The 12,398-nt window shown below is 43.7% G+C and carries 8 protein-coding genes; 5 read left to right on the top strand and 3 right to left on the bottom strand.

What is annotated here, in order from left to right:
* The first annotated feature begins 173 nt into the window (after positions 1-173).
* Positions 174-2,498, top strand: a complete 2,325-nt coding sequence (locus AACQ21_RS00525; protein ID WP_105976974.1) for a methyl-accepting chemotaxis protein — start codon at positions 174-176, stop codon at positions 2,496-2,498.
* Positions 2,499-2,574: 76 nt separating this feature from the next.
* On the opposite strand, the gene AACQ21_RS00520 is transcribed toward AACQ21_RS00525, so the two are convergent.
* Positions 2,575-3,969 carry an MATE family efflux transporter gene (locus AACQ21_RS00520; RefSeq protein WP_105976973.1) on the bottom strand — a complete coding sequence of 465 codons (1,395 nt, stop codon included), beginning with the start codon at positions 3,967-3,969 and terminating at the stop codon, positions 2,575-2,577.
* A 94-nt stretch (positions 3,970-4,063) separates the two neighbouring features.
* On the opposite strand from AACQ21_RS00520, the gene AACQ21_RS00515 reads away from it, so the two are divergent.
* The 3 genes from AACQ21_RS00515 (at position 4,064) to AACQ21_RS00505 (ending at position 7,515) form a co-directional block, all read left to right on the top strand.
* Positions 4,064-4,906 (top strand): AraC family transcriptional regulator, encoded by an 843-nt coding sequence (locus AACQ21_RS00515; protein WP_181185552.1) that lies wholly within the window; start codon positions 4,064-4,066, stop codon positions 4,904-4,906.
* A 237-nt stretch (positions 4,907-5,143) separates the two neighbouring features.
* Complete coding sequence (locus tag AACQ21_RS00510; RefSeq protein ID WP_017048193.1) at positions 5,144-6,691, top strand: DUF3369 domain-containing protein; 1,548 nt, start codon at positions 5,144-5,146, stop codon at positions 6,689-6,691.
* A 50-nt stretch (positions 6,692-6,741) separates the two neighbouring features.
* Positions 6,742-7,515, top strand: a complete 774-nt coding sequence (locus tag AACQ21_RS00505) for a transporter substrate-binding domain-containing protein (RefSeq protein ID WP_017045093.1) — start codon at positions 6,742-6,744, stop codon at positions 7,513-7,515.
* A gap of 22 nt (positions 7,516-7,537) precedes the next feature.
* Here the strand turns inward: AACQ21_RS00505 and AACQ21_RS00500 are convergent, their stop codons facing one another.
* Positions 7,538-9,508 carry a sensor histidine kinase gene (locus AACQ21_RS00500; protein WP_258174215.1) on the bottom strand — a complete coding sequence of 657 codons (1,971 nt, stop codon included), beginning with the start codon at positions 9,506-9,508 and terminating at the stop codon, positions 7,538-7,540.
* 113 nt (positions 9,509-9,621) lie between these two features.
* Here AACQ21_RS00500 and AACQ21_RS00495 point away from each other — a divergent pair, with 113 nt between their 5' ends.
* Positions 9,622-10,590 carry an ABC transporter substrate-binding protein gene (locus AACQ21_RS00495; RefSeq protein WP_105976970.1) on the top strand — a complete coding sequence of 323 codons (969 nt, stop codon included), beginning with the start codon at positions 9,622-9,624 and terminating at the stop codon, positions 10,588-10,590.
* A gap of 99 nt (positions 10,591-10,689) precedes the next feature.
* On the opposite strand, the gene emrD is transcribed toward AACQ21_RS00495, so the two are convergent.
* Complete coding sequence (emrD, locus tag AACQ21_RS00490) at positions 10,690-11,895, bottom strand: multidrug efflux MFS transporter EmrD (RefSeq protein ID WP_013868437.1); 1,206 nt, start codon at positions 11,893-11,895, stop codon at positions 10,690-10,692.
* Between the last annotated feature and the right edge of the window lie 503 nt (positions 11,896-12,398).

The raw sequence follows: 12,398 nt of genomic DNA, 5'->3' as shown, positions 1-12,398 counted from the left end.
TGATACTTATTTTCCCTTCACTGTTAGTTGTGTGGGTGTGTTAGGTCGTTTTTTAGGCAAAAGCCAAACCGTGACCTACACTTTGAAAAGCTCATAATACAAATTTCATATAAACCGAGTGGCTAGGGGCGACGATGGCTTTACAAAAAGTTGTTCATTTCTGTGCGTAGGGTTTGACTATGAAAATATCAACGAAAATCATTGCGGCATGTACTATCTTGTGTTCAGTTGGCGTGGTAATCAGCGGTGGTTTTGTTGGGTGGCGAGCATCAGAGCTCTCAAGCCAAGCACTTTATGACCGAGCCGCAAATCAACTTACCTCCGTACGCGAAATCAAAAAGAGTGAAATAACTAACTATTTCAAACAGATCCGTCTGCAAATTGAGACCTTGTCTTCCGAGGTATCGACTCAAGAAGCAATGGATTCTTTTACTCGTTCGTTCTCTCGTTATCCTGCCCACCGTATAACGCCCCAAGATACGGATGCGCTAGAACGGTATTATCGTGATCAGTTTGGTCGTACTTACCGTCAGGAAAACAATGGCAGTCAGCCAAATGAACTTGGTGCATTTGCACAGCTTTCAGAGCAGGGAAAAGCACTGCAGGCTCGCTACATCGGGGTAAACCCTAACGAGCTTGGATCCAAACATCACTTAGATTTTGATTCGTTGGGCAGCAGCTATGATGAAGCTCACCGGCGTTATCACACCTCGTTTAGGCGATTTTTAGAAGCGTTTGGCTATTACGATATTTTCCTTGTCGATTTGTCAGGCAACGTGGTTTATACCGTGTTTAAAGAACTTGATTTTGCGACCAATTTATCAACTGGCGCATATCAAAATTCGGGGCTAGGCCATGCCTTTGCTAAGGCAAAAAACTTGCAAGAGGGGCAATCCTACCTCGAAGACTTTGCACCTTATTATCCTTCCTATGAGGCAGCAGCTTCGTTTATTTCGGCCCCAATTTTCAAAGAACAGCAGCGTGTAGGCACGCTGATCTTTCAGATGCCGATCGATGTGATCAACAACATCATGACATTTGGCGGTAGCTGGGCTGATGCGGGGCTCGGTAAAAGTGGAGCAACTTACCTCGTGGGGCAAGATGGTTTATTGCGCAGTCAATCACGGTTTTTATTAGAAGATCCTGAGCAATACTTTCAAACCTTAACTGATATTGGTGTTGAGCCTGCCACCATTGAGCAAATCAAAACCAAGGGTTCGGCCATTGGACGTCAACGCATCAAGACCGACGCGGTACGACAGGCATTGGCGGGTGGACAAGGCCTAGAAACCATCAAAGACTATCGTAATGTTGAAGTACTTTCGGCTTACGCACCTCTGGATGTTTTAGGACAAAAATGGGCTATATTAACTGAAATCGATCAATCTGAGGCGTTACAAGATGTCTCGACTTTAGAGCGTTCAGTACTGCAGACGGTGTTGATTAGCATTGCTGTTCTTGTGGTGCTCTCACTCTTTATTTCTTACGTCGTAGGAAGTGGTATATCCAAACCTATCCGCAGTGCGTCGTTAGAGCTGCATCGGATTAATCAGGAGAATGATTTAACCGCGCGTTTAAGTGAAAAGGGTAAAGATGAAATGGCGGAAGTTGCGGTTGCCTTTAACCAGCTATTTAGCAGCTTACAGAAAACCATTGAGCAGTTTGCGCGGGCGACGGAGTCACTCAACGGCAGCACTCATCGTATGTCTTCCAATATGGAGAGCACGAGAGGCGCTGTTGCCGAACAGAGTATGAGGACAGAATCGGTCGCGGCGGCGGTAAATCAAATGAGTGCTTCAATTGGCGAGGTAGCGCAGTTTGCTAGCCGAGCTGCCGATTATGTGAAATCAGCTAATGATACAGGGTCACAAAGTGTCGACGTCGGGGAAGCGTTGGGAAATGAAATCAGTTTGTTGAGCGATGAGATGAAGATGGCGGTGGAAGCTATTGATCGGCTCCATAGTGAAAGTAATTCTATTGCTGAAGTGCTTAATGTTATCCAAGCTATCGCCGAGCAGACCAACTTACTGGCCCTTAATGCGGCGATTGAAGCAGCACGTGCTGGCGAGCAGGGGCGTGGTTTTGCGGTCGTTGCCGATGAAGTGCGATCATTAGCAGGGCGCACGCAGACTTCTACTGAAGAGATCCGTAAAAAAATCGATTCGCTACAACATGAAATAAACAGTGTGTCGCAGGGAATTGAAAAGGCCAATAAAACCGTGGTGAAAGGGGTTGAAACCTGCCATTTGAATACGGATATGCTTGCTCAAATCATGTCAATGTTAACCGAACTGAATGACATGAATGTGCAAATTGCTGCCGCGACAGAAGAGCAAAAATCAGTAACGGATGAAATCAGCAGTAGCATTACTTCGATTGCCGATGCTTCACTGTCGGTTTCTGGACAAGTGAATGATGTTGATGGAGTGCTTACCGACCTTTCTGGGCAAGCAGAGACACTAAATAGTGAGATTGCTCAGTTCAAATATAAGGCGTAACGCTAAGACATTTCCTACTTAATCAGCAACTGTGTTGGTTACGTTCACTCCAAGCATAGAGTTATACTCGGTTTAACTATGCTTGGAGCGTTGAAGGCTCTGTCTCGTTGACCAAGTTATTGATCCAACGTTTGGAATAGATCCGTTGTGTTGTAAGGATAATTTTGACGGCCTCTTCAAGCATAATAACCATCATAACCCAATGCAAAGGCCAGCCAAGAACCAACCCAGTGTAATAAGCCAACGGAATTCCAATCGCCCATTGGCCAAATAAGTCAATGAAAATACTGTAGTTAATATCGCCGCCACTTTTTAACACGCCACCGATACCGACCATATTAAATACCCGTAGTACCATCCCAAACGCCATTACTAAGCAAACATTCACGGCCATTTGTGTATCATGCAGTGGACTTTTTTCGATCAAAGCGTAAATCCAAGGTTCAGCCAAAAAGCAGAACAATGCCAGCAGCAACGCCAGCCCGCAGCTAGTAAGTACATACCACCAAGAAGTCTGCGCGGCACGTTCGTAACGCTGTGCACCAATTTCATGTCCAAGCAAGATAGAGGCGGCCACGGCAAATCCAAGAAAGGCGGAAATGAGTACACTTTCAATGGGGGAAAGCAGTGAGATAATCGCAAGTTCAGAAACGCCCAACTGGCCGACAATAACGTTGTAAATCAAAATGCCAGCCGCCCATGCTGAATCGTGAATAATCATTGGCCTTGCGACTTTAAAATAGCGCTGTCTATGGTGTTTCATTTTTGCTTGCTGCCAGTTTTCGCGATTGGGCAATAGATGAGCGTAATGTCGCTTTACTTGCCAAAAAAGCAGCATGGTTTGGCAGCCGCGTGAGATGCTTGTGCCAATCGCTGCACCCACAACCCCCAATTCTGGAAAGCCGAACAGGCCAAAAATGAGTAAAGCGTTTAAGACAGCGTTAATAATGATGGCCAGAATGCTTACTTGAGTTGGCAACTTTGCCACGCCGACAGAACGTAGTGCGCTCTCTAGTGGCACTACTAATGCGGTACAAAATAAGCTAAGTGCTGTGATCCATAAATAATCCGTGGCTAATGTGACGTATTGAGCATCATTGGCCACTAAAGAAACAACAGACTGAGGTATCCACAAATAGAGCAGCATAAAGGGGAGTGTAAACAGCAGAGCCACTATCCAAGACTGAGTCAATGTCCGTTTTATGCCCTCGATGTTACCTGCACCAAAATATTGCGAAGCTAACACGCTTACTGCACCGCTAGCGCCAACAATAACGATGAGATTAAAGAAAAATATTCGGTTGCCAACACCAACGGCCGCCGTAGCGGATTCACCTAATTGGCTGACCATAAAAATATCCACTACACCTAACAGTGAAAACAGCATTGACTGGAGGGATACCGGTACGCCAATATCGATCAATTTGCGCCAAAATTGACGGTCTAGCTGATGAAAGGGAGTCATAAACATGCTGCATTACCTCATTTTGATATGCGGCAAGTGTAAATCGAATCGTAATTTTTGTATTCTCTCAATACCTCTATAACTTTTGCCAAACTCTCATATGTCAGACAAGCAAGAACGGTATTCCATCTCAGATAAAACACATCAAGAATTTATTGACCAAAGTCGCGTCTTAGCATTGGAGCAAAGCGGCATTGTGCAATGCGGAATTGCAACCTGCCGCGAAATGTTTTCTGTTTATCGGAAAAATCAGAGCGTGCATATGCTGTTATACACGGTGAAGGGAAAAGGTTGGCTAACGAGTGGAACTGACCGTTACTTACTGGAACCGAGCTCATTAATTGTGGTACCAGCGGGTGTCGAAAATGGTTTTGGAATTGAAGAAGAAGAGTGGCAAGTGGTGTGGATCTTTCTTGCACCACAGCGTCATTGGAAAAACACAGTAAAAGAAGAAATACATTACACATTAACGCCTATCGCTGCGGTCATGTATGCGAGTATTCAAGCGCTGCTGCGAACCTTAACATTGCCTGCTGAGCTTGGTGAGCAGGTCGGGCAACGTATTGTTGAACAGATAGAAATCATGCTCCGAGCACCGATTGAACTGCCGCTCTCGCGTACTTTGTTGCGTTTAAATCGCGTCTTTCAGCGTGTCCAGAGCCAGCTGCATAAAGATTGGACAATAGAAAATCTCGCCGCATTATTTCCTTGCTCGCAAGCTCATTTACATCGTTTATGTCAGCAGCACTTTGGCCACAGTCCTAAAGCCCACTTAACGCGAATGCGTATGGAGTACGCCGCTCGTTTGCTTGTTTCTACCGACTGGCCAATCCAACATGTCGGTGACATTGTCGGCTATCCTAACCCAGCAAACTTTAGTACTCGTTTTAAGGTATGGAGCCATTGCACACCACGAGAATTTCGTAAAAAACGAAATGATTAATTCCACGGCATTGGTAAATGGCACTCTTCATTCATAAACTTTTTTATCTACTAAACGCGATGAAATTATTGCACCTCGAGCACGGCTTATAAAGGTGATTGAAATATCAATATCATTGAGTATATGGCTTGTAAAAATCAATTTATTCATCACATTAATTAGATTCTAACCACCAACAAAACGGTTATGTGCTAAACCTATAAGAGTAGGAATATTGTCAATATAGAGAGATAAGCGATGGATCTGTTTGCGGATTTTCGACAAGAGGCTCAACCAAAGAGCCAGGAGAGTCATGAACTTAGTGTTGAAAATAAACCATGGCGAGTACTGCTAGTCGATGATGATGAGCAGATGCACCAGATCACTCGTTTAGCGCTAAGAGGGTTTTCATTTCAAGGACGGCCACTAGAGCTACTGTCTGCTATGTCTGGTCTTGAAGCCAGAGAAGTGCTGAATACTCAGCCCGATATAGCTTTAGCGCTCGTTGATGTAGTTATGGAGACGGAACACGCGGGGTTAGATTTAGTTAGGCATATCCGTGAAGAGTGTAAGAATAGAATCATTCGTTTGGTATTACGTACCGGGCAAGCAGGGCAAGCCCCCGAAGATACGGTCATCCAAGAGTATGAAATTGATGACTATAAAGAGAAAACAGAACTTACCACACAAAAACTCAGAACCCTGCTCTATTCGATGTTGCGATCTTATCGGGATCTTTGTTTGATAGAAGAGCAAAAAGAGGGGCTTAAACGCGTGATTGAAGCCTCAGCGAAGGTACAAAATACCACAACCTTACAAACCTATGCTGAATCGGTACTGAGCCAGCTCACTTCTTTACTTAAACTCCATGCATCGGCATTTTATTGTATCGTTCAGCCTAAATCTGAAGGCGAAGGTTCGTGTGCTTTAACGTTGGCGGCTATTGGAGGATTTGTCGATTTTTATTCTGACTGTGATTTCTCGCGCTTACCTTCGGAAGTGGCTAAGCGCTGCCAGCTTGCACTGCAAAGCAAAATGTCTCATAGCTACGATGATGCCTCTGTACTTTATATGACAGACAGTCGTGGTGTAGAAAATTTACTCTATATTAATTTGCTTGAGCGCTTATCTGAAAATGACGAACGTTTGCTTGAAATATATATGTATAACATAGGGTTAACTTTTGAAAACTTAAATTTACAGCTTGATTTACGCGAAACATCGAGGGAGCTTGTTTATAACTTAGCCAATGCCGTCGAAGCCAGAAGCAAAGAAACAGGAGCTCACGTACAGCGGGTTTCTCTGATCTGTGAAAAATTAGCCACATTAATGACCCTACCTGAGCAGGATATTTATATGATTAAAAATGCGTCACCCCTGCACGATGTAGGCAAAGTGGCGATCCCTGATAGTATTCTCCATAAACCAGGGAAATTGGACGCTCAAGAATGGGCGATCATGCAAAAACACGTTGAATACGGTGTTGATATTTTAAGTCGTTCAAAACGCAGTTTAATTATCAAAGCGAAAGAGATTGCCGGTTCTCACCATGAAAAATGGGATGGAAGCGGTTACCCAAACCAATTAGCCGGTGAAGGCATTCCTATCAGTGGCAGAATCACAGCATTAGCTGATGTGTTTGATGCTCTTGGTTCTAAACGCAGTTATAAAGATGCTTGGCCGGAAGAGACAATCAAACAAGAAATTGTCGCGCAAAAAGGAAAACATTTTGATCCGATGTTGGTCGATCTGATGCTGGCGCATTGGGATGATTTCATCACTATTCGTGAACAGTTTCCAGACTAGAATCTTTTTTGGAACCGAAAAATAAATCCGTTTTCAGGGAGTAGGATAGAGTGAAAAGCAACCAATTAAAGACGATTGTTGGCTTGTGTACGTCTAGCTTAGCCATCGTTCAGATTCCTTTTGTACAAGCACAAATTGATCCTTCAAATCCCAAACTTAATGAACCTAAACAAATGGTCGCACACCTTGGTGAACTCCCTGGACTGATTAATGCGGATGGTTCGGGGCCATTTGTCGAATTAGTTAGGTACATGGATAAGGTCGACCCTGATACAGAGATCCATATTGAAGTTTTCCCTTTGCATCGAGCTGTACATGGGGTCGTTAATAAGCAAGCTGACTTTGCCTTACCCGCGATTTATGTTGATGATCCTGAAGGAAAGTTACCATTTCGTTTTAGTACGAAGTCGTTCGGTTTAGTGGCACATGTTCTTTATACAAATAAAGCCAATCGAATCACGTCAGAACAGCTTTGGAGCCAGCCTGATAAATACTACGTTGAGGCCGTTCCTAGCTATATACCTTTTGAAGTTGCGCGCTCAAATAGCATCAATGCTTCACTACTTAAAGTAGCCGCTGGACGTATTGATGGATTTGTCTGGGCACAAGAAGAAGCGGATATTGCGCTGAAAAGTTTAGGTTTAGAGAATGTTTCACGCCAACACTTTGCCGATTTCAAGGATGTATTTGTCATTGCTCACGGCTCTAAAGGCGATGAGGTTGATCAATACTTAACGCGAATACTCTCTCAACTAGAGGAAAGTGGAGAGTTGAAAATACTCTATGATGCTATTCACCGTCCTTACGATGATTGGCAACCTTGACCCTCTTACTTTCTATCTATTATTACTTTCTGTCTATTATTACTGCATCATTTATTGCAGCATCATCATTAACAAGTTCAAGAGCCTTAGGGAGAGTAAAAACGTAATGAACACCTTGGCCAACATTAGAACTAAAATCTAGTTTTCCTTGTAATTTTTGAGTCGCTAGATTAAAGACAAGATTCAAGCCAAGCCCTGATCCGCCACGGCCTCTTTTGCTGGTAAAAAAGGGTTCAAAGATTTTATGGTGCAGTTTTGGTTCGACGCCACAGCCATTATCTTTATATTCTAAGAGGATATTCTCTCCTTCCTGTTTGAACGCAATGGTTATGATGGGGTTTTGCTCATCACTAAAAGCGTGGTTGACGCTATTCATCACTAGATTAGAGACTATTTGAGTCAATACTCCAGGTAAGCTGTTCATGGTTAGTCCTTCATCGCCTTCAAGTACGGGGGTAACAGGGATTTTCCTGGTCTCGGGATGAAGACTAGCGATAAGCGCGCTTAATACTTGGTGGATTGAGAATTGACTACGACTCTCAGATACCTGATCGACCGCTGTTTGTTTAAAGTCTCGGATCAGTTTGGCAGCACGATTTAAGTTGCTTTCAAGCATCGTATTGGTTTCATTCATTCTCTGCATCAATTCAGAAAACTGCTGGCTTGTAAGCGTTTGGTTGGCGAAGGCGGTATTTAGCTCTTGTGTTACCTCAATGATCACCGAACTTGCGGTCACCGCGATACCTAATGGCGTGTTGACTTCATGTGCCACCCCTGCAACTAACCCACCTAAAGCCGCTAATTTCTCAGATTCAATCAACTGTGTTTGCGTGGCTTTTAGTTGCTCAATACTGTTTTCCAGATCGCAGGTTCGTTTGGCGACTTGACGCTCTAAGTTTTGGTTGAGTTTTTGTAGTTCAAGCTGCGCCAGTTTTAGCTCGGTAATATTAATGGCTGTGCCCCGTAACCCGAGAAACATATCCTTCTCATATCGTGCTACTGCTTGAAACATCAAATAGTGCTTACAATCATTGATGATAATTGTCTCTTCACACATTGAAAACGAGCAGTGTTTAGTAATGGATTGGAGTAATTTTTTCATATCTCGCAGTGAGTCAATCTCTGAAAGTAGTGGCTTGCTATTTTCACTGATCTCTAAGGCTTGACGCATGGGTTCGGAAGTGTAAATCAACCTGTCAGCACTATCCGTCTCCCATAACCAGTCGGATGAGACGTCCGTAAAATCGGCTAATCGTTCTTGTTCAAGTTTTATATTACTGTACAACGTAGTTACATTTCCGGTAATTTTATTGGTCTCATCGGCTAGCCAAGTGAGTTCATCGTTATGCCCCATAATCCATTTCTTATGAGGAAGTTTTAGTGGTTTTGGTGGATGGCGAGGGTTGTATTTGCGTAAGTATTGAGCAATAGCGAAGACACGTCGGTTTACACTCTCATGGAAAATCATCAAAATAGCGTAACAAATAAAGGCAGTCTTAACCGCGTTCACGACCAATATCAGTAGAAACTGCTTGATTAAGTAGTTGTAGATTTCTTGGGCATTAGACTCAACGTAGATCTCGCCAATCTGCTCTTTGGCTTCCGTTTTTGGGTTGATATAAAGCATGGGATAACGGTGTGCGACTAATTGCTCCGTCACTTTTTCTCCGGCACTGAATTGATAACCGCCAGATGTGATTTCCAAATAATCAATTTTAGGCAAGTTCACTAAGCCATCTAAACGCTGTTGAAGCGTCACGAGATCATAATTCCATAAAGAAGCGGCAAGCAGTTCGGCATGAACGAATTCTATTTCGTGATGACGCTGAGCCACATCATCGAACTCTCTATCATAGTCGAAATAGGTTTGTGCTAACGTTGTCATCAGGGTGACAGCACCACTCAAAATGATAAGGAAAAAAATGATCCTGCGACCAATACGACTCGATAGTGGGTTATCAATGCTTTCATTAAATGTTCGGCTTTTGTTCATCCTGCTTCTCATTTTTTTGAGTGATAATTTGAGTATAGATGTCACATGGGAAGTGTGGATAACATCTTATTGACTACACTATAAAAAAATAGCCGAAACATTGGAGGCAGTTCATGCGTTGGATATGGATATTGTGTGTGATAAGTGCGCCCGTGATGGCGGGAAAAGTACTTTTAATAGAGAGCTACGAGCAAAGCTATGAATGGGACGCCAGTTATGTATCCGCCCTTAAGCAGTCGTTAACGCCTGCGCATGAACTGCATACCTTTGAGATGGACACCAAGCGTGTACCAGCGAGCCGTTATTCACAAATCGCCGAACAAGCCTTTAGCCGATATCAGCAACTGAAACCACAGGTAGTGGTTTTAGGAGACGACAATGCGTTGGTTCATATGTTGCCGAAACTCTACAACGAGCCAATCTCAATCGTGTTTCTGGGGATTAATTCAAACCCACGAAAATTCATGGCTCAATACCAAGGGCAAGCCAAAGTGACCGGTATTTTAGAGCGCCCTCTCTATGTGAAAACCATGGGAGAAATTGGCCGGATGCTCGATAAAGATAAGCGTAAAGTACTGGTGTTATTTGACTCGGGTAGTACGGCGAGTATTGCGTTGGAATTTATGCAAACCCAAGCGAGTATGATTGAAAAGAATTTAGGCATTGCGACAGAGATAGCTTCAGTGGCGACAGAGAAAGAATGGCAGACAAGAATAAGCACAGCTAAAGAGCAAGGATTTGGCGCCATAGTCGTGGGGCTTTACCAAACCTTGGTCGATGAGAGCGAAAATAATGTGCCAGCGGATACTGTATTAACGTGGACAAACCAACATACAGAGGTTCCTTTATTTGGTTTTTGGGATTTTTCGATCGGTGCGGGCAAAGCGGCTGGGGGTGTTGTGTTAGCGGGTCGTGATCAAGGCGAAATGGCGGGCAAAACGGTGTTACGCATTTTAAATAATAATGAAGACGCAAGCCGCATTCCTATCCAAATCGGCCAACAAGGGCGTGCTATTTACCATCAGGGAGAAATGTCCCGTTGGGGGTTAAGCGTGCCGGAAGGATGGATGAAGATTGACTGACTTTGATGGGACTGTATTGAATTGTCGAATTCAGCATTACGTCTAAAATAAAAAAGCAGAGAGGCGGTGACCTGTCTGCTTTTTCTTCATTACAGTTTATTAAACAGCCAATGGCATTTCATTTGATGGATCATGTTTACTGTAAACACGAATCAAACCAACCACAGCAAACACAGACATCAACAGCATCAATGCGCCAAGTGGCATCTGGTCATGAGCTGGAATAGCCGACGCTAAAAGGGTGGCTAAACCAGCCCCAAGGTTTTGCATACCGCCTAACACAGCACCTCCTGTTCCTGCATGGTAAGGCAGTGGTGTTAACGCTCCAGTGGTCGCTGCGGGAAAGAGAATGCCTGCACCGAGAAAATAGACAGTGGCACCACCAATTAGGGTCAATGCGCTGGTTTGCCCTAACACTCCAGGAACAAACACCACCAATGAACCTAATGCTATCGCTACCAAGCCCACATACAAGGCGCTTTTTTCGTTGAAGTTCAACGCAATAACACTCGATAGCGCCGCACCAACTAAATAACCAGGGATCGGTAAGACAAACAATAAGCTGACGGTGGTGGCAGGCAGTTGCAAAACGCCACCAAGTAATACACCTGCAGCGGCTTCAAACACCGCGACGCCAGAGAAAGTCGCCACGAGACAAATTAAATACCCTTGGAAACGTTTGTCACTCAGCACATAGCGATAGCTGTTTGCAACCGATTCGTGTCTGCGAGCCGCTTTAGGCAATGTTTCTACCATACTCGTCATCATAGTGATCACCACGGCAATCGCGAATAGGGATAAAAATAAGTAACTAGAGCGCCAGCCAAAACTTTCTGTTAAGTACCCACCAAGAACAGGAGCAATGAGTGGCGAAAAAATAACGCACATGCTGATAAGGCTATTGGCCTTATGCAATTCTGCTCCTGAGAAACAGTCTCGAGTAAGGGTTCGAGACATTGCGCCACCACACCCAATGCCAAGCCCTTGAATAAAACTACCGACCAAAAACCAATCGTATTGGTGAGCAAATAATGCGAGTAGTGATCCTGCAATATAAATCAGCAACCCAGCGATAATAATCGGTTTGCGTCCTAGGCGGTCTGACAATGGACCATAGACAAATTGTGATAGTCCATAAGGGATTAAATAACATGCCATGACCGCCTGCAGTGATGCAGGAGAAACTAAAAATTCTCCCGCCATATGGCCAATGGACGGGACGTACATCGTTTGTGTCATTTGGCCGACAGCGGTCAAAATCGCAATTAAAAATGTGAGTTTCACTAACGGAAACGATGCGGACATGGTCTATCTCCTGCACAATGGTGCAACTACGAAATATAATTAATATGAATAATGAAACTAATGACCAGCGTTAAAAGTATCGCTCTTTCGGCGCGAGATATTAGTGAGGCTAGGCGCTTTTATCAATCTAAAAGTGTGAAGTTGAGCAAGATAAAAATCTATAATTTGAATTAGAAAAACTAATCATTATTCGGGTGGGTAAAGAGAAATGAAAGACGGTTCCAATGCCTGTGTTGAGTATGGCTCTTGGTGTCTGATAATGTACCTAGTTTTTCTATTGCTTTTGCGCTTAACAGTGACTAATATTTGATGTAAATGAGAATCAATATCATAAAGGTGTAATTAATGATGTTACCTTTACTTGCTGCATTATTATTTATAGTGGGACTTGGCAAAAAGTTGTCGGTTCCAAATTCGTGGCTCTTCTACTATGCACTTTCTGTTGTATTGTTAAGCTGGCTATTCAGTATGAACCCCATTTTTGTCCTGATTCCGTTGTTTAT

This window comes from Vibrio sp. V01_P9A10T6 (assembly GCF_963877065.1).
Taxonomy (GTDB): Bacteria; Pseudomonadota; Gammaproteobacteria; order Enterobacterales; family Vibrionaceae; genus Vibrio; species Vibrio anguillarum.
This window is presented reverse-complemented; position numbering and strand designations above follow the sequence as displayed.

Bases quoted from the DNA above. Each gene is read 5' to 3' on its own strand.
- AACQ21_RS00520 (WP_105976973.1), bottom strand. From the start codon at position 3,969: ATGTTTATGACTCCCTTTCATCAGCTAGACCGTCAATTTTGGCGCAAA.
- AACQ21_RS00515 (WP_181185552.1), top strand. From the start codon at position 4,064: ATGTCAGACAAGCAAGAACGGTATTCCATCTCAGATAAAACACATCAA.
- AACQ21_RS00510 (WP_017048193.1), top strand. From the start codon at position 5,144: ATGGATCTGTTTGCGGATTTTCGACAAGAGGCTCAACCAAAGAGCCAG.
- AACQ21_RS00500 (WP_258174215.1), bottom strand. From the start codon at position 9,508: ATGAACAAAAGCCGAACATTTAATGAAAGCATTGATAACCCACTATCG.
- AACQ21_RS00495 (WP_105976970.1), top strand. From the start codon at position 9,622: ATGCGTTGGATATGGATATTGTGTGTGATAAGTGCGCCCGTGATGGCG.
- emrD (WP_013868437.1), bottom strand. From the start codon at position 11,895: ATGTCCGCATCGTTTCCGTTAGTGAAACTCACATTTTTAATTGCGATT.